The sequence below is a fragment of the Micromonospora sp. NBC_00362 genome (genome assembly GCF_026342155.1).
GTDB classification, from domain to species: domain Bacteria; phylum Actinomycetota; class Actinomycetes; order Mycobacteriales; family Micromonosporaceae; genus Micromonospora; species Micromonospora hortensis.
This window is the reverse complement of sequence record NZ_JAPENH010000001.1, coordinates 5,780,220-5,797,074: the sequence shown is the minus strand read 5'-3', so window position 1 is coordinate 5,797,074 and position 16,855 is coordinate 5,780,220. Positions and strand designations below refer to the sequence as shown.

General features: G+C 70.5%; 14 protein-coding genes. 6 read left to right on the top strand and 8 right to left on the bottom strand.

From position 1 onward, the window contains the following. From OG992_RS26705 to OG992_RS26675, 7 genes are all read right to left on the bottom strand, one after another. Positions 1-1,416, bottom strand: coding sequence for a sugar transferase (locus OG992_RS26705; RefSeq protein ID WP_238684514.1), 1,416 nt, complete (start codon positions 1,414-1,416; stop codon positions 1-3). 281 nt (positions 1,417-1,697) lie between these two features. Next, complete coding sequence (locus OG992_RS26700) at positions 1,698-3,455, bottom strand: substrate-binding domain-containing protein (RefSeq protein ID WP_238684489.1); 1,758 nt, start codon at positions 3,453-3,455, stop codon at positions 1,698-1,700. 157 nt (positions 3,456-3,612) lie between these two features. Continuing rightward, the gene (locus OG992_RS26695; RefSeq protein WP_266304573.1) at positions 3,613-4,650 is read right to left on the bottom strand and encodes a lactonase family protein; all 1,038 of its coding nucleotides are present in this window, start codon (positions 4,648-4,650) and stop codon (positions 3,613-3,615) included. Positions 4,651-4,737: 87 nt separating this feature from the next. Next, the gene (locus tag OG992_RS26690; RefSeq protein WP_238684487.1) at positions 4,738-5,340 is read right to left on the bottom strand and encodes an ATP/GTP-binding protein; all 603 of its coding nucleotides are present in this window, start codon (positions 5,338-5,340) and stop codon (positions 4,738-4,740) included. Further along, the gene (locus tag OG992_RS26685) at positions 5,321-5,710 is read right to left on the bottom strand and encodes a DUF742 domain-containing protein (protein WP_238684486.1); all 390 of its coding nucleotides are present in this window, start codon (positions 5,708-5,710) and stop codon (positions 5,321-5,323) included. The genes OG992_RS26690 and OG992_RS26685 overlap by 20 nt, the downstream gene beginning before the upstream one ends. Continuing rightward, positions 5,700-6,122, bottom strand: a complete 423-nt coding sequence (locus OG992_RS26680; protein WP_112584065.1) for a roadblock/LC7 domain-containing protein — start codon at positions 6,120-6,122, stop codon at positions 5,700-5,702. Before OG992_RS26680 ends, OG992_RS26685 begins: the two co-directional genes overlap by 11 nt. Beyond that, complete coding sequence (locus tag OG992_RS26675) at positions 6,122-8,488, bottom strand: nitrate- and nitrite sensing domain-containing protein (protein WP_266304572.1); 2,367 nt, start codon at positions 8,486-8,488, stop codon at positions 6,122-6,124. The genes OG992_RS26680 and OG992_RS26675 overlap by 1 nt, the downstream gene beginning before the upstream one ends. Before the next feature lie 286 nt (positions 8,489-8,774). Here OG992_RS26675 and OG992_RS26670 point away from each other — a divergent pair, with 286 nt between their 5' ends. From OG992_RS26670 to OG992_RS26650, 5 genes are all read left to right on the top strand, one after another. Next, entirely contained in the window at positions 8,775-9,368 is a 594-nt protein-coding gene (locus tag OG992_RS26670; protein WP_238670584.1) for a hypothetical protein, read from the top strand. Positions 9,369-9,379: 11 nt separating this feature from the next. Continuing rightward, complete coding sequence (locus OG992_RS26665) at positions 9,380-10,423, top strand: hypothetical protein (protein ID WP_266304571.1); 1,044 nt, start codon at positions 9,380-9,382, stop codon at positions 10,421-10,423. Between the two features lie 198 nt (positions 10,424-10,621). Beyond that, positions 10,622-12,280 carry a sodium:solute symporter family protein gene (locus OG992_RS26660; RefSeq protein WP_238684483.1) on the top strand — a complete coding sequence of 553 codons (1,659 nt, stop codon included), beginning with the start codon at positions 10,622-10,624 and terminating at the stop codon, positions 12,278-12,280. Between the two features lie 16 nt (positions 12,281-12,296). After that, positions 12,297-12,605 (top strand): hypothetical protein, encoded by a 309-nt coding sequence (locus OG992_RS26655; protein WP_238684482.1) that lies wholly within the window; start codon positions 12,297-12,299, stop codon positions 12,603-12,605. 119 nt (positions 12,606-12,724) lie between these two features. Then, the gene (locus OG992_RS26650; RefSeq protein ID WP_210786102.1) at positions 12,725-13,111 is read left to right on the top strand and encodes a hypothetical protein; all 387 of its coding nucleotides are present in this window, start codon (positions 12,725-12,727) and stop codon (positions 13,109-13,111) included. Positions 13,112-13,221: 110 nt separating this feature from the next. On the opposite strand, the gene OG992_RS26645 is transcribed toward OG992_RS26650, so the two are convergent. Beyond that, positions 13,222-15,018 carry a glycoside hydrolase family 6 protein gene (locus OG992_RS26645; protein ID WP_266304570.1) on the bottom strand — a complete coding sequence of 599 codons (1,797 nt, stop codon included), beginning with the start codon at positions 15,016-15,018 and terminating at the stop codon, positions 13,222-13,224. A 600-nt stretch (positions 15,019-15,618) separates the two neighbouring features. Here OG992_RS26645 and OG992_RS26640 point away from each other — a divergent pair. Continuing rightward, positions 15,619-16,854: a hypothetical protein gene (locus tag OG992_RS26640; protein WP_266304569.1), complete on the top strand. Its 1,236-nt coding sequence runs from the start codon at positions 15,619-15,621 to the stop codon at positions 16,852-16,854. Position 16,855 lies beyond the last annotated feature (1 nt).

Genomic DNA, 16,855 nt, shown 5'->3' with positions numbered 1-16,855 from the left:
TCAGTAAGCGCCCCGGCCGTTCAGCACCGCTCCGAAGGTCTTCCAGAGGATCGTGAGGTCGGCGGCGAGGGACCAGTTCTCCACGTAGTAGAGGTCGAGCCGGATGCCGTCCTCCCAGCTCAGGTCGGAGCGGCCACTGACCTGCCACAGGCCGGTCATGCCGGGCTTGACCAGCAGCCGTCGGGCCACGTCACCGTCGTAGCGGGCCACCTCCGAGGGCAGCGGCGGGCGGGGCCCGACCAGGCTCATCTGCCCCAGCAGCACGTTGACCAGCTGTGGCAGCTCGTCCAGTGACCATTTGCGCAGCAGCCGACCGACGCGGGTCACCCGTGGGTCGTGGCGCATCTTGAACATGAGGCCGTCGGTCTCGTTGCGCGCTGTCAACTCGGCGAGCAGCGCGTCCGCGTTCACCACCATCGTGCGGAACTTGAACACGCCGAACTCCTGCCCGCCCCGGCCCACCCGGACCTGTCGGAACAGCACCGGGCCCCGGCTGTCCAGTTTGATGGCCAGCGCGATGAACGCGATCAGCGGCAGCAGCACCGCCAGCGCCAGCGACGAGACGGACCGGTCGACGAAACCCTTCACCAGCTTGCGGACGCCGCGGAACTCGGGCGCCTCGACGTGGATCAGCGGCAGGCCGGCGACCGGGCGGGTGTGGATGCGCGGGCCGGCGACGTCGGTCAGCGCGGGTGCCACGACCAGGTCGATGCCGGTCCCCTCCAACTGCCAGCCGAGGCGGCGCAGCCGGGTCGCGGTCAGCTCACCGGAGGCGGTCACCGCGACCGTGTCCGCGCCGATCGCGGTGGCGGCCTCCGGGATACCCCGGAACGACCCCACCACCGGCACGTCACCCAGCCGCTGCGCCACCGGCGCGAGCAGCGCGTCCGGGATGCAGGCGCCCACCACCTGGTAGCCGGCGTACGGCTCACGGCGCAGCGTGTGGACCAACTCCAACACGTGGGCGGTGTCGCCGACCACCAGCACCTTGCGGGACCAGCCGGCGCCCACCGAGCGGGCCCGGTGCAGCCGCTTGCGGGCGGCGAACCGCGCCACCTCCAGCCCGACGGTGCCGACCGCGAAGGAGATTCCCAGGAAGCCCCGGGAGACGCCGACGTCGGCGATGTATCCGATGATGGCGATCGCCCCGGCCAGGCGCAGGCTGGCGGAGCTGACCCGCCGGTACTCGTCCGCCCCGTAGCCGATCACCCGGTCGTCGTAGCAGCCGAGCGCCTTGAGCGAGATCAGCCAGGCCAGCACCAACCCGGGGGCGACCAGCACGTACGGGATCTCCGAGCCGGTCGGCTCGTCGTCACCGAAACGCGCGACGTACCCGATCAGCAGCGCGATGATGAGGATGGTGGTGTCCAGCACCACCAGGACCCGGACGTAGGACCGTTCGTCGGCACGCGCCACAAACCCGGCGCGTCGACCATCGGGCTCCGCCGACGTGGCGGGGGTCAACAGTGTCGCCACGCTCACCGGCCCTCCCACTCTGTACAGGATGGCCCCGGCCGACGGGTCGGACCGGAGGCGGACCGACTAAGCCGGAACAGTCGACATCCTGCCTTGACAACTATGACTGCCGATTGCTTCCGACGTATTGCCGTCACTTTTCTTCAACAAACTGGTGGCCGAAAGGGGCCTGCCACACCGAATCGACGGTACGGCAGGCCCTCGGACGTCTGAGCGTCGGATCAGCGTGGCGCTGGGGGACGCCGTGCGATGGCGCTGAGGAAGATGCTGCCGATCTCGCTCGGGTCCTTGGTGACGAAGACGTCGCCACCGGTCACCTTGGTGATCGACTCCAGCTCTGCCTTGCTGACGCCCTCGCCGATACCGATCATGATGACCTGGACCGGCCGCTCCGGGTCGGCGATCTGCTTGAGCTTGGCGAGCAGCTGCTGCTGGTTGAGGCCGTTGTTGTCCTCGTTCTTGCCGTCGGTGAACAGCACTATCGAGTTGACCCGGCCGGGCTGCCAGTTTTCCTGCACCGCCTGGTACGCGGCCAGCATGGTGTCGTAGAGGCCGGTGTCGCCGCTGGAGGGCTTGACGGTGGCGAGCGCGCCCTCCAACTGGGCCCGCTGGCCGGAGAGCGGCCCGATCGGGACCAGCTCCCGGTAATCCCGGTTGCCGACCAGCTGGGTGGAGAAGGTCCACAGGCCGATCGACCAGGAGTCGTCGAAGAGGCCGAGGCCGCGACGGGCCGCGTCGACGGTGACCTCCTCCCGGCTGCGGTTGTTGGCGCTGGGCACCGGGTCCTTCATCGAGCCGGAGACGTCGATGACGGCGAGCATCCGACCGGACTGGGTGGCGATCGACCAGCTGGAGACGACCCGCTGGATGGCGGCCGGGTCGAGGCCACCCGCCGCGGTGCCGCCGTTCGCCGGTGCGGTCGGCGCGCCGCCGGACGGGCTCGGGGCACCCTGCGGCGCCTTGAAACCCTCGCCCCAGTTGCCGTCCGGCGCGCGCAGCGACTGCGCGGCGAGCCGGTCACGGAAGGTCGGGCTGGTGAGCAGCTCGAACAGCACCTTGGCCGCCGACGCCTTGCTCGGCTCGATGCCGGGCAGCACCGCGTACGGGTAGTCCAGCGGCATCGGCGCCGGCTCCATGTAGAGCGCGGCGAGCGGCACCGGCGGCTTCTTGCTGTTGTACGCCATCACGTCTTCTTCGGACAGCGCCGCCGCGCCGAGACCACTGGCGATGGACGTCGTGTCGTTGGCCGTCGGGAAGCGGGCCAACAGGTCGTTGCGGAGCGAGGAGCGCCCGGTGGCCAGTGCGCGGAGCGCGCCGACGGTGTTGCGCTGGGCGTCGCCGCCGGCGCCGTTGGCGGCGGCGGTCAGCGAGAGCAGACCGGACAGGCCCGCCGCGTCGCGGGTCGGCTCGACGATCCCGGTCCGCAGTGGCGCGCCGGTGTTGGTGACCTGCTTGAGCAGGTCGGTCCAGGTGAACTTCTTGTCCGGCCAGCCCAGCCGGGTGGCGATCGGCTCGGGCATCGCGACGACGATCGGGCTGCGCGCGATGGACTGGCCGTTGGTCGGCGCGAACGCCGTCGCGTCCTTCTTCAACCGCAGCAGCCACGTCGAGGAGTCGGGCACCCAGACGTCGGGGCTGACCGCGGTGCCGCTGGCCTGCCCCACGCCGGCCAGCACGGCGCCGTGCTTGGCGGCCACCACGGCCGCCACGTCGACCGGGTCGGACGCGGACACGTCGACGCGGATGCAGGTCGGACCCACCGCGGCGCCATCCTTGACCCACTGGGAGGCGGCGGCGTCCACCGCTGGCGCGAGTTCGGAGGCGACCGCCACAGCGAGTCGGATCTCTCCCGAGCAGCTGGGCTGGATCAACTCCTGGTAGCCGAACCACGCGCCCGTCGTCACGACGAGCACCCCCGCCGTTGCGGCGGCGGCGGCTAGATGGAGTTTCGAACGCATGCGATGGCGGCCTGCTGACACGGTGACCATCTTGCGTACTAGGTGCCGTCTCTGCCACATCCGTTCGGACTAAAGTTACGGAGGAGAAACAGTTGACCACCTTTTCGCAACACAGAGTGACGAGGCAGCCTCACGGCGTCGCCAAACCAGTGCCGCCCTCACGTCTCTAAACCATCGTTCAGGGCAGCACGCACGTCGGGCTCGGCACCGGCACCGGCTCGCCAACCGCCTCCAGGACACCGGTGTCGGCGTCGCGCCGGAACACCCGCACCATGTCCGCCCGCTCGTCGGCGACGTAGAGGTGCTCCCCGATGAGGGCGAAGTGCCGGGGCCACTCCCCGCCGGTGTCCACTTCGGCCACCAACTCGGGCAGCTCCCCGGTCAGTGTGAACACCGCCACGGTTCCCACCCCACGGTTGGCGACGTAGAGGAACCGGCCGTCCGGGGCGACAGCGACCTCCGACGGCTGGACGTGACCGGCGCGCTCGCTCGCCTCTACCCGCCCGCGCTGGTGCAACGCGCCGTCGTGGGTCAGCTCGTAGGCGGTGACCGAGGCGTCCAGCTCACCGACGAGGTAGCAGCGCCGCCCGTCGGGGTGCCGGGCCAGGTGCCGGGGGCCGGTGCCGGGCTTCGTACGCATCCGGGGCGCCCGCGGCACCAGCCGTCCGGTCGCCTCGTCCAGGTCGTACCGGTAGACCGAGTCGGTGCCGAGATCCACGCCGAAGATCGGCCCCGGGCCGGACCCGGGCGAGACCATGTGGGCGTGGGCGTGGTCCTGGCGCTCCGGGTCGGGGCCGTGCCCCTCGTGCACCACCAGGTCGGTGCGCTCGCCGGGCGCGCCCTGCTGGTCGAGCGGGAAGACCGCGATGCTGCCGCTGCCGTAGTTGGCAGCCAGCAGGTGACCCCCGCCGGGCAGCACCGCCAGGTGGCAGGGCTCGGCGCCGCCGGTCGACCGACTGCCGATCGGGTCCAGCGCGCCGTCCGCCCCGACCCGCCAGGCGCTGATCTCGCCGTCCGTCAGCTCGTTGACCGCGTAGAGCACCGGCTGGGTGGGGTGCCGCACCAGGAAGGAGGGGGACGGGGTGACCGCCACAGTGCCGAGCGGGGTCAGCGCCCCGGTCCTCGGGTCGCGACGAGCGGCGACGATGCCGCTGCCCCGCCCGCCGCTCTGCGCCGTGTAACCCCCGATGTGGACGACCTCACCCTGACCGCTCACGCGCAACTCCTCCGCCGGCATCCTTCGTTGATCCAACCAGAGGCTGCCCGCGTTGCCGGCCCGTTAACCCGCTTTCCGGCCCGGATCTCAGGCCGCCGGCACCGGCTCGCCGCGCTGTCGGGCCACGTGCTCCACCAGAGAGATCAACACCATCTTCCCGGACTGCCGGTCCCGGGCGTCGCAGAGCACCATCGGCACCTCCGGGTCCAGGTCGAGCGCTCGGCGTACGGTCTCCAGGTTGAATCGGCGGGAGTCGTCGAAACAGTTCACGCCCACCACGAACGGGATTCCCCGCTGCTCGAAGTAGTCGATGGAGGGGAAGCAGTCGGCCAACCGCCGGGTGTCGGCGAGCACCACCGCGCCGAGCGCGCCGAAGGCCAGCTCGTCCCAGAGGAACCAGAACCGGTCCTGCCCCGGCGTGCCGAACAGGTAGACCTGAAGGTCGTCGTTGATGGTGATTCGGCCGAAGTCCATCGCCACAGTGGTGGTGGACTTGCCCTCCACGCCGGAGATGTCGTCGGTGCCGATCCCGGCACCGGTCAGCACCTCCTCGGTCTGCAACGGACGGACCTCGCTCAGGGCGCTCACCAACGTCGTCTTGCCAGCCCCGAAGCCTCCCGCGATGAGGATCTTCAGTGCCAGTGGGATCGTGGTGCTGGTGCCCACCTGGTCATAGCGCACGGAGTCCACTGACCACCGCCTTGAGGATGTCGTCGTCGGGAAGGATGCCGGCTGCCGGCGGCTCGTGCACCGCTACCAGGCCCTCGGCGAGGAGATCACCGAGCAGTACCCGGACCACACCGACCGCGAGGTCCAGCTCGGCCGCCAGTTCGGCCACCGACACCGGCCGGTGGGCCAACATGACCAGCCGTCGATGCTCCGGCAGCAGATGCGAATGGCTCGTCGCGTCGATGTCCGAACCGGCCAACACGAACGCGACCAGGTTGAAATCGTCGACGGCGGAGCGCACTCGGCCTCCGGTGAGCGTGTACGGGCGCATCACCGGGCCGGCTTCACCGTCCAGCCACTCGTGCTGCGGCCCGGGCGGCTCAGTCCGCATCTCCGGCACCCGCTGCCGATCGGGCCGGCGCGGCGAGGCTCTCCCCCACGCGGATCACCAGCATCGCCATCTCGTACGCGACCAGCCCGATGTCCGCGTCGGCGTCGCTCACCACGGCCAGGCAGGCACCCTGCCCGGCGGCGGTGACGAAGAGGTACGCCGCCTCCATCTCCACCACTGTCTGCCGGACCGGGCCGCCGTCCACGTGGCGGCTGGCGCCTCGGGCGAGGCTGGAGAAGCCGGCGGCCAGCGCGCAGAGGTGCTCGGCGTCGGAGCGCTCCAGCTCGGCCGAGCAGCCGAGCAGCAGGCCGTCGGCGGAGAGCACCACCGCCTCGCGGGCGGCCGGTACCCGTTGCACCAGTTCGTCGAGCAACCAGTCCAGGCCGGCGCTCTGCTTCGTCGAATGCCGCACTAGGCGTCCCTCTCAGTCACGGTCGGGGGTTCGGGGGTCGTCGGCGGGTCGGTGGGGGCCGCCTGAGCCGTCGGGCCGGTTGGCGCCGTCGGGGTGGTGGCGGTGGCGCGTCCGCGGGCCGTGCCGGCCTGGAGCGCCGCCATCACCTGGCGGACCTCCTCCGGCGAGCGGGGCGACGGCGTGTCGGTGACTGTCGACCGGGGCTGGGCGGCGGGGGTACGACGTCGCACCCGGCGGGGCAGGCCATCCAGCTCGTCCTCCGGCTCGTCGGAGGTCGCCGATCCCTCGTCGCGCCCATTGGCGGGCGGGATGGCCGAGGTCGGCGCTCCGGTGGGTGGGGCGGGCGGGGCCGTGCTGGCGGACGGGGCCGTCGGCGGGCGGGTACGGGGACGGGTGACAGCGCCCCGGCGCGCCGTCCGAGCCAACCGCCGGCTTGGGTCGGCCGAAGCGGTACCGAGCGTGGCGGGGTCGGGGCCGGCCGGCGGCTCGGTGGTGACCAGGTCGCCGGGGACCACCACCACGGCGGTCACGCCACCCTCGCCGGACGGGCGCAACCGCACCCGTACGCCGTGCCGGGCCGCCAGCCGGGCCACCACGAACAGGCCGAGTCGGGCGCTCTGCGCCGGGTCGAACTCGGGCGAGCTGGCCAGTCGCGTGTTGGCGGTCTCCAGTGCCGCGTCGGACATGCCCAGTCCCTGATCGGTGATCTCCAGGGCGTACCCGTTGGCAACCTGGGCCCCGGTGACGGTGACCCGGGTGTCCGGCGGGGAGAAGGCGGTGGCGTTCTCGACCAGCTCGGCGAGCAGGTGGATGATGTCGCCGACCGCCCGCCCCAGCACGCCGGCCGGCTGCACGGCCTTGACGTCCACTCGTTCGTACGCCTCGACCTCGGAGATCGCGCCGCGGATCAGGTCGACCATCGCGACCGGGTTCCGCCAGCCCCGGCCGGGCGCGGAGCCGGCGAGGATGACCAGATCCTCGGCGTGTCGGCGCAGCCGGGTGGCCAGGTGGTCGACCTGGAACAGTTCGGCCAGCTCGTCCGGGTCCTCGCTACGCCGCTCCATCCGGTCCAGTAGGTGCAACTGACGGTGCACCAGGCTCTGGCTCCGTCGGGCGATGTTGAGGAAGACCTCGTTGAGCCCGCGACGCAGTGTGACCTCGTCGACGGCGGCCTGGACGGCGGTGCGCTGCACCTCGGTGAAGGCGCGCCCGACCTCGCCGATCTCGTCGTGGCCGTACTCCAGCGGCGGCGCCTCCCGGGCGACGTCGACCTGCTCGCCACGGCGCAGCCGGGCCACCACGTCGGGCAGTCGGTGCTCGGCCAGCTCCAGCGCGGCGGTGCGGACGCCGCTGAGCCGGCGGACCAGGGTGCGGCCGACCCGCAGCGCCACGAGCACCGAGACGACGACAGCGACGAGCCCGAGTACGCCGGCGGCGGCCAGCCGCACCAGGATGCGGACAGCCATCGGCACCGAACGGTCGGCGAGAGCGTCGGCCTCGGACAGTTCGAAGTCCCGCAACTGCTGCTGCACCGCGTCCTGGCTGGCCTGCCAGGCCGCCGCGTCGACAGTCGGCCGGCCGGACCGGTTCGGTACGACCAGCGCGTCCTGCATGCTGCGCAGCCGCGTGAACGCCTCGCTCTCGGTCAACCGTTGGTACGCGACCCGGCTACTCGCGGGCAGGTCTGCCACGGCGCTCTCGGTGAGCCACCGTTGGTTGCCGATGGCCTGTACGAGCTGGGTGTGCTCCCCCTCGGCGAACCGTCCGGCGGTGAGCGCGCCGGCCAGCAGCGCGTCGCTCTGGCCGAGCAGTTCCCGGGAGCGACCGAGCGCGGTGAGCGCCAGGGCCTGCCGGTTGATGTCCGGGTCGGTCAGGGTCGCCATGCCGGCGAACGCCTGGAAGGCCGCCGAGACCATGCCGCTGTACAGGCCGATGGCGCCGGCGCGGTCCACCTTGCGCTGGTCGATGAACTTCCGCCCGTCCGGCAGCGCCGCCAGGGTGTTGACCAGCTGGTCGACCCGGGTTTCCAGCAGGTCGTCAGCGGCGTCGCGCAGCGGCTCTCCGTCCACCCGGCGGCGCAGTTCGGCGATCGCCCGATCGGTGCGCCCGCGCTGCTCGGCGAGCGCGGGCAGCTCGGAGTTACCGGCGAGCTGCACCACCGAGAGTCGACGTTCCCGTTGCAGCTCGGTGACGACTGTCTCGCCAGGGCGACCCAGGTCGTACAACAGGGTGCGGGCGGAGAGCAGGTTCAGTGCGGGACCGAAGGTCAGCGTGGTCGCGAAGATCCACAGTGCCAGGAGCGCGGTCACCGGCGCGACGACCAACGCGGTCAGCTTCGAGCGGATCGGCCAGTCGCGGGTTTTCATCAGACCTCGCCCGTACAGGGTGGCAGGAGGGTGCCGGCGCCGCCGAGCACCGCGCCTGCCGGCTGCGAGCCCGGCCGCGTCGCCGGGCACCGGCGCGGGCGCCTTGGGCAGGATACGTAATCGGAGGCTGTTTCACTACCGCCCGTGTCTCCACCGCCCATGCGCCTCATCTGGGATGAATCAGGTTTTGGCCGGTGAGTAGTTGCGCCCCTCGTCAGGAAAGTGCCTCGGATCGGGATTGGCGATCACTGCGCGGAGGGAATAGCAGATGACGAAGGAGGAGCCCATGTCGCCCACGCAGATAGTCGTCATCGTGCTCGTCGTGCTGGTGATCGTCGCGGTGCTGGCCGTGGCCGCCCGCTCGCTCAACAACCGCCGGGCCCTGCGCAACCGGTTCGGACCGGAGTACGACCGGGTGGTGGCGGAACAGGACAGCCGGTCCGCCGCGGAGCGCGAACTGCGCGACCGGGAACGCCGGCATGCCGAGCTCACGCTCACCCCACTCACCCCGGAGTCCCGGGCCCGGTACGCCGCTGCCTGGGAGGAACTCCAGGTCCGCTTCATCGACTCCCCCGGCGAGACCGTGGGCGACGCGGATGAACTGGTCACCCGGCTCATCGAGGAGCAGGGCTACCCGACCGGTGACTTCTCCGACCAGATCGCCCACCTCTCCGTCGAGCACGCCCGCACCCTGACCAACTACCGGGACGCGCACGAGATCCACCTGCGCAACTCCCGGGGCGAGGCCAACACCGAAGAGCTGCGGCAGGCGGTCGTGCACTACCGCGCACTCTTCGCCGACCTGCTGGGCGAGGAGCCGGTCGGCCACCACACTCCCGAACAGCGCCACCACCCGGACCACGACGCCACGAGCCGCTGAGGAGGCCACCGATGCGCCAGGAAGAGCAGCAGGTGAGCAACGACCACCCGGAGGCCGTCCGGTCCGCGCCCGTGCCGGTACCCCCGGCCGGCGACCGGGCCGACCGCTCCGACGTCCCGGAGGACGCCCTCGACGAGCGGGGCACCTTCGACGACCAGACCGCCGCCCACGAGCGGGCCAACGACACCGACCGGGACGCCGCGTACGACCCGGCCGACGACGAGCTGACCGACGACGCCGACCCGCGCCACCGGCGCGACGACCGGTCCACCGACGAGGATGGTTTCCACGAGCCGGGGCCGCTGCCGACCACGTTCGGCGCCACCACGGTGGCCGACGCGGTGGCCGCCTCCGCGCTGGCCAGCCCGCACCCGCAGGATCAGCCGGACCCGAGGGCCGAGCGGACCGCCCAGCCGGGCGACGGCGCCGAGGACGGCGAGCGGGAGGGTCTGCGCGCCGACCCCACCGCCGAGCTGCATCGCCGCGACACTGATGTCGACGACAGCGCGGACGTCGACGACAGCACCGATCTCGACGACCGCACCGACGCGGACAGGTCCGCGCGGACCGTCGTTCCGCCGGGGAGCACTGACGGTGACCCCGAGCGACGCGTCGATCTGACCGGCGACCGGGATGCCGCCGCGGCGGGTGCGGCCGGCTACGGCAGCGCGACACCGGAGATGGTCGACCCGGACGCGGACGGCGAACCGGTCCCCGGCGACGACACCAGCCCCACGCTGGAGTCCGCCGGAACGTCCCGATCCGCCGGGTCGACGGTCGCGGCCGAGCCGGCCACGCTCCTCGACACGGACACCGCGCAGGGCTTCCGGGACCGCTGGCGGGACGTGCAGCTGCGTTTCGTCGACGACCCACAGGCGGCTGCCGGTGAGGCGCAGTCACTGGTGGAGGAGGCCATCCAGGCCCTCTCCTCGGCGCTCGCCGCTCAGAAGAGCACCCTGGGCGGGTGGCAGGACGCCGGCTCGGCCGACACCGAGCAACTGCGGATGGCGGTCCGCAACTACCGGGACTTCCTGGACCGCGTACTCGGTCGCTGAGTACACAGCACCACCACTGGCGCCCCGGCCGAAACCGGCCGGGGCGCCCTCGTGCGTGCAGACAGTCGCCAACCCCGCCAGACCACTCGACAGGGCCCGAACACGGCGGTCTCGACCTCCGCGAGTGAAACGGCGCGGACGGGGTAATAGGGCGCGCGCACACCAACCAGCGCGGACGTCGGGACGAGGGGTGACGGGATGGACGGCGACGGTCTCCGGCTCAACATGAACGGCCTGGACTACCTGATCCTGGCGCTGTACTTCGTCACCGTCCTCGGGGTCGGCTTCGCCGCGCGCCGGGCCATCCGGACGAGCGTCGACTTCTTCCTCTCCGGCCGCTCCCTGCCCGCCTGGGTGACCGGTCTCGCCTTCGTCTCGGCGAACCTGGGCGCGTTGGAGATCATCGGAATGGCCGCCAACGGGGCCCAGTACGGCGTGATGACGGTCCACTACTACTGGATCGGCGCGGTCCCGGCGATGGTCTTCCTGGGCATCGTGATGATGCCCTTCTACTACGGCTCCAAGGTCCGCAGCGTGCCGGAGTACCTGCGGCTGCGGTTCAACCGCCCCACCCACTTGCTCAACGCGATCAGCTTCGCCGTCGCCCAGGTGCTGATCGCCGGCGTGAACCTGTACGCGCTGGCCCTCGTCATGCAGGCGCTGCTCGGCTGGCCGCTCTGGACGGCGATCGTGGTCGGCGCGGCGATCGTGCTGGCGTACATCACCATCGGCGGCCTGTCCGGGGCGATCTACAACGAGGTGCTCCAGTTCTTCGTCATCCTGGCCGGCCTCATCCCGGTCACAGTGATCGGCCTGGTCAAGGTCGGCGGGTGGAACGGCCTGATGGACGCGGTCGGCGACACCAAACTCGGCGAGGCGGGCCTGCACGCGTGGCAGGACACCGGCAGCACTGCCAACCCGCTGGGCGCGCACTGGATCGGCATCGTCTTCGGTCTCGGCTTCGTGCTGTCGTTCGGCTACTGGACGACGAACTTCGCCGAGGTGCAGAGGGCCCTCTCGGCCAAGAACATGAGCGCCGCCCGGCGCACGCCGATCATCGCCGCGTACCCGAAGCTGTTCATCCCCCTGGTCACTGTCATCCCCGGCCTGGTGGCCCTGGTCACCGTGAAGGGCCTCGGCGCGGAGAGCGGCGACCTGCAGTACAACAACGCCATCCCGCTGCTGATGCGCGACCTGCTCCCCAACGGCGTGCTCGGGGTGGCGGTCACCGGCCTGCTCGCCTCGTTCATGGCCGGCATGGCGGCCAACGTGAGCGGCTTCAACACCGTCTTCACCTACGACATCTGGCAGGCGTACATCCGCCGTGACCGGTCGGACGAGTACTACCTGCGGGTCGGCCGGTGGGCGACTGTCGCCGCCGTGGTGATCGGGATCGGCACCGCGTTCATCGCGGCCGGGTTCAGCAACATCATGAACTACATCCAGGCGCTCTTCTCCGTCTTCAACGCGCCGTTGTTCGCCACGTTCATCATCGGCATGTTCTGGAAGCGGATGAGCGCGCTGGCCGGCTTCTGGTCGCTGCTGCTGGGCACCCTGGTGTCGCTGAGCCTCTACCTGCTCTACAAGGGCGGGGTCATCCATTTCAACTCCGACCTGGAGGAGAGCTTCTGGGGTGCCGGTCTGGCGTTCGTCACGGCGGTGGTGGTCGCCGCGATCGTCACCCCGCTCACCTCACCCAAGCGGGACGAGGAACTGCGCGGGTTGGTGTACGGCATGGGCGGCGTCGACCTGAAGGGCGACGTGCTCGCGGGGGACGCCGCCTGGTACCGCTCCCCGGTGCTGCTCGGTCTGATCGCGGTCGCGCTGGCCGCCCTCTTCTACATCCCGGTCTTCTAAGGAAAGGGGTCGGCAGATGAGCAACGACGGCCAGCCGGCACAGGACCCGCTGATCGACGAGGCGCAGGCGGAGCAGAGGCGTTCCGCCGCGGCCCGGCTGTTCGACATCCGCCGGGTGATCGGTGGCCTCTTCGTCGCGTACGGGGTCATCGTGACGCTGATCGGCATCTTCGACAGCCGGGCCGAGATCGACAAGGCCGAGGGCGTTCGGATCAACCTGTGGGCCGGGCTGGCGATGCTCGCCTTCGGTCTGCTCATGCTGCTCTGGCAGTGGTGGCGCCCAGCCGAAGCGCCGGACCCGAACGAGCAGCAGCCCGACGCCTGAGCATCTGACCGCACGGATTGAGCACGGCCCGGCCGACCGCCGGGCCGTGCGGCATGAGCGCGGCACGAAGGGGTACGTGGGGGAAATCAGGCACCGTGTCGGACACAGGAGGCAGCACCATGACCGATCGCGATCGCCAACCGCCGCTGGAGGACAGCCCCGAGGTGGCCTCGGCGGTGGACGATGACGCCACCGTGCCGCAACTGCGGACCGGAGGTGGCCCGGACCGGGACACACCGGGCTTCGCCGAACCCCGCAGCCGACCGGCCGATCTCGCACCGGACACCGACGAGCTGATCGGCGACCCGTACGCCGCCGGCACCGGGGCGACCGGGACGGGCACCGGCGCTGGCGGGGACAACATCCGCACCGGGGGCGAGCAGCCCTGGGAGCCGGAGGACCTGGTGATGGCCCGCGGGCAGGACCTGACACCGGAGAACCTGGAGAAAGCCCGCCGTGACCTGGCCGAGCAGGGCCGGGCGGCGATCGAACGCACAGTGCCCTAAGGGGGGTCCCCGGCCCGACCTGTGACGGTCGAGCCGGGGACCCGGGGGGAACCTGCTGCCAACAGTGCCTCACCAACCACTGGCAGCGGGTTGGTGCGTGAGCTACCCGATCAGAGCGCCGGGTAGGCGTTGCGCATGAGCTCCTGGAACTGGGCGGAGAACCACGCACCGGAGATCGGCGCGTCGCCGAGCGCCCCGGACGGGTTGTTGCCGTTGCGGGCGTTACCGCCGTACGTCGGGTCGCACATCCGGTCGAAGCCCTTGCCCTCGTTGTTCGGGATCTCCTTGCTGGAGCCGTCCGACTCACCCGGCGGCTTCACCCAGACGTAGGCGTCGATGCCCGTCGCCGGGGTGGCCCGGGGCCGCTCACCGAGACCGGCACCAGCCTGGTTGCACCAGTTGCCGAGGTGGGCCCGGCGGTCGATGCGGCCGCCGTTGACGTACGTGTCGACGCTTGTCGTCGCGCCCGGACCGGTGGGCCGGGCGGAGCCGCCCCAGCCGTTACGGGACGTGTCGATAAGCATGCCGATGTTGGAGTTGAAGCCGACCGAGACCAGCTGGTTGCGGAACGCCTGGGCGAACGACAGCTCGTCGACGTAGAAGTTCCAGTCGACCCACTTGGACTGCCGCACCGTCTGGCCGTTCACGTTGTCGGTGACCTTGAAGTACGGCTCCTGCAACGCCGAGTAGTTCGCCGTGTTGGTGATGAACCCGTGCACGTTGTTGACAGTGCTGCCGGAGGCGACCGCTGCGGTCTTCAGGATGTTGGAGGTCGGGACGAAGTTGGAGTCCCAGCCGAGCCAGCCGTGGTGGCCTGCGTCGATGTAGTTGTAGACGTTGCCGATCGCGCCCAGCTTGGCCAGGGCGTAGCCGACACCGTTGACGTAGGCGCCGTTGGCCTTGACCGTGTCGCACATGACAGTGCCGCCGGCCTGATCGGACGTGTTGGTGACCAGGTTCGGCAGCGAGTCGATCTCGATGATGTTGATGATCCGCAGGCTGCTGTACTTCGACTCGCCCTGGATCGCGGCGATCGGGTCGATGTACTGGGCCTTGTACTTCGGCAGCTCGTCCGGGCCCAGCTCGCCGTTGGAGGCGAGCGCGGAGCAGTCCCGGCCGGGCAGGTTGTAGATCACGAACTGGATGTAACCGGCGCCCTGGCGCAGCGCCTCGTCCAGGTGCTGACGAACCCCGAAGGCGCCGTTGGAGCTGCTGTCCGGGGTGCCGTTGATCGCGGCGATCCGGTCCAGCCAGACGGCGGTGGGGTTGTTGGAGACGCGGCTTCCGCCGGCCTCGGCGTCCGCCTTGGCCTTCCACTCCGGGTTCACGTAGCCGCGCACCCCGACGTACGGGTTGTCGACCTTGGTGCCGGGCGGGTTGGTGGGCGGGTCGGTCGGCGGATCCGTCGGCGGGTCGGTCGGCGGATCGGTGGGCGGGTCGGTCGGCGGATCGGTGGGCGGGTCGGTCGGCGGAGTGGTGCCGCCGTTGCAGACCACGCCGTTCAGGGTGAACGAGGTCGGCTTCGGGTTGCTGCCGCTCCACGCGCCGTTGAAGCCGATGCTCGTCGACGCGCCGGTGGCCAGGGTGCCGTTGTAGGACAGGCTCCGGGCGGTGACCTGGCTGCCGGACTGGGTGAACGTGGCCGACCAGCCCTGCTGCACCCGCTGGCTGGAGTTGGCGAAGGTCCAGCCCAGCGTCCAGCCGTTCAGCGCGTCGCCGACGTTCTTGATGGTGACGCTCGCGGTGAAACCGCCGGGCCAGTCATTGCTCGTGTACGCGATGTCGCACTGCGTCGCGGCCTGCGCCGCGGTAACCGGAATCGTTACGAGCCCACCGGCGACCAGGGCACCCGCGCCGGCGAGCGCGAGGGCCCGGCGTGGGCCGGTTAGCCTTCTCCACACATTCATGCCACTGATCTCCTTGGGCGAGACCGGGCCCAGGTACGGCCCGGCGGGACGGCCCGATGGGCGTCCTGCACGGACGGCCGTCGGCACCACGGGATTCTTTGGGGGGCGCCCGACCCGGACGGGCGATGGTGGTGGTGATGCCCGGCCAATGCGTCGGCCGGTCGATCGGCGGCGGGGTGCGTCGCCCGGTGAAACCGGGTGCCCTCGACTCCCCTGCCTGCACGGTATGGCTCTCTGAACCGCGTCCGCCGATTCTTGCATGGGAGCGCTTCCATGGCAATGGCTCGATGTGTTGCCGGAGCCGTTTCGGACGATACCTCCGAGTGCGCCCGACCGGCACGCGCCGCTCGGACCCGCCGCTACCGGTTGACCGGGCAGGCCCGGCACGGGAAGCGCGGAACGCCATGGCACACCCACAGGGCTCCGAGCCGCCTGACACGACGCTCAGCGCAACGAAAGCCGCGTACCACCCCTTCACCTCTTACTTGGATCAAAGGTAAAACGCGAATCTTTCACTTCATAAGTCATGAAACGGTCTAACGTCGGTCTTAGCTCGGTTGTCGCCGAGCTCAGGACAACAGGGATGGAGTGACGCAGGTCATGGCTAAGAAGATGCTCGGGAAGGTCGTTGCGGGCGCCGCGCTCGGCGGCGCGTCGCTCCTGGTGTTCGCACCGGGGATCGCGTTCGCCGACGGCCACGACGACGGCAAGGTCTACGCCAAGCCGCACGTCGTCAAGGCTGGCGACGAGGTCAAGCTCCTCGAGATCTGCCCGGATCGGCAGGAGCACGCGTACGTGTGGTCCAAGGTCACCGGCAAGGTCAAGCTCAAGCCGGCGCATGAAGACCGGGGTGAGGACCGCGAGTGGCGCGAGGAGGAGAACTCCTCCGACCACGACAAGGGCAAGGACGAGCACGGCAAGGACGAGAACGGCAAGGACCACGAAGGCAAGGACGAGAACGGCAAGGACGACAAGGGCAAGGACCACGAAGGCAAGGACGAGAACGGCAAGGACGACAAGGGCAAGGACGACAAGGGCAAGGACGAGCACAAGGACGAGAACGGCAAGGGCGGCCAGGGTGGCGGCGCTGCCGCCGACGCCTACGGCGACGAGGGCAGCAAGGACTGGAAGGGCGAGGAGCACGGCCAGGACGCCGAAGAGGGCCGTGACAAGAAGGACTGGGACTCCAAGGACGAAGACAAGAAGGACTGGGAGTCCAAGGACGAGCACGGCTCGGACTACGGCTCGGACAACGGCTGGGAGTCCAAGGACGAGCACGGCTCCGAGTACGGCTCGGACAACGGCTCCGACAAGGGCTGGGACTCCAAGGACGAGCACGGCTCCGAGTACGGCTCGGACAACGGCTCCGACAAGGGCTGGGAGAACAAGGACGAGCACGGCTCGGACGAGCGTGGCGGTTACGGCAAGGACGAGCACGGCTCGGACGAGCGTGGCGGTTACGGCAAGGACGAGCACGGCTCGGACGAGCGTGGCGGTTACGGCAAGGACGAGCACGGCTCGGACGAGCGTGGCGGTTACGGCAAGGACGAGCACGGCTCGGACGAGCGTGACTGGGACGAGGAGCGCGAGTTCGTCTACTACGGCGAAGCCAAGGTCGACAAGGACGCCAAGCCGGGTCGCTACGAGCTCAAGGGCTCCTGCGGCGAGGGCGAGCTCGTCGTGCTGCCGCACGGCGGTGTCGACGGTGGTGACGGTGGCGTCAGCACCGGTACCGACCGGGGTCTGGCCACCGGCGGGGCTGGCCTGCTCGGCGCTGCCGCGCTGGGCGGGATCGTGCTGATGCGTCGTCGGCGGACCGATGGCTCGCTCGTCTGAC

Coding starts and splice junctions, on each gene's coding strand:
- OG992_RS26685 (WP_238684486.1), bottom strand. CDS start 5,710: ATGCGGACTGAGCCGCCCGGGCCGCAGCACGAGTGGCTGGACGGTGAA.
- OG992_RS26675 (WP_266304572.1), bottom strand. CDS start 8,488: ATGAAAACCCGCGACTGGCCGATCCGCTCGAAGCTGACCGCGTTGGTC.
- OG992_RS26670 (WP_238670584.1), top strand. CDS start 8,775: ATGTCGCCCACGCAGATAGTCGTCATCGTGCTCGTCGTGCTGGTGATC.
- OG992_RS26665 (WP_266304571.1), top strand. CDS start 9,380: ATGCGCCAGGAAGAGCAGCAGGTGAGCAACGACCACCCGGAGGCCGTC.
- OG992_RS26660 (WP_238684483.1), top strand. CDS start 10,622: ATGGACGGCGACGGTCTCCGGCTCAACATGAACGGCCTGGACTACCTG.
- OG992_RS26655 (WP_238684482.1), top strand. CDS start 12,297: ATGAGCAACGACGGCCAGCCGGCACAGGACCCGCTGATCGACGAGGCG.
- OG992_RS26650 (WP_210786102.1), top strand. CDS start 12,725: ATGACCGATCGCGATCGCCAACCGCCGCTGGAGGACAGCCCCGAGGTG.
- OG992_RS26645 (WP_266304570.1), bottom strand. CDS start 15,018: ATGAATGTGTGGAGAAGGCTAACCGGCCCACGCCGGGCCCTCGCGCTC.
- OG992_RS26640 (WP_266304569.1), top strand. CDS start 15,619: ATGGCTAAGAAGATGCTCGGGAAGGTCGTTGCGGGCGCCGCGCTCGGC.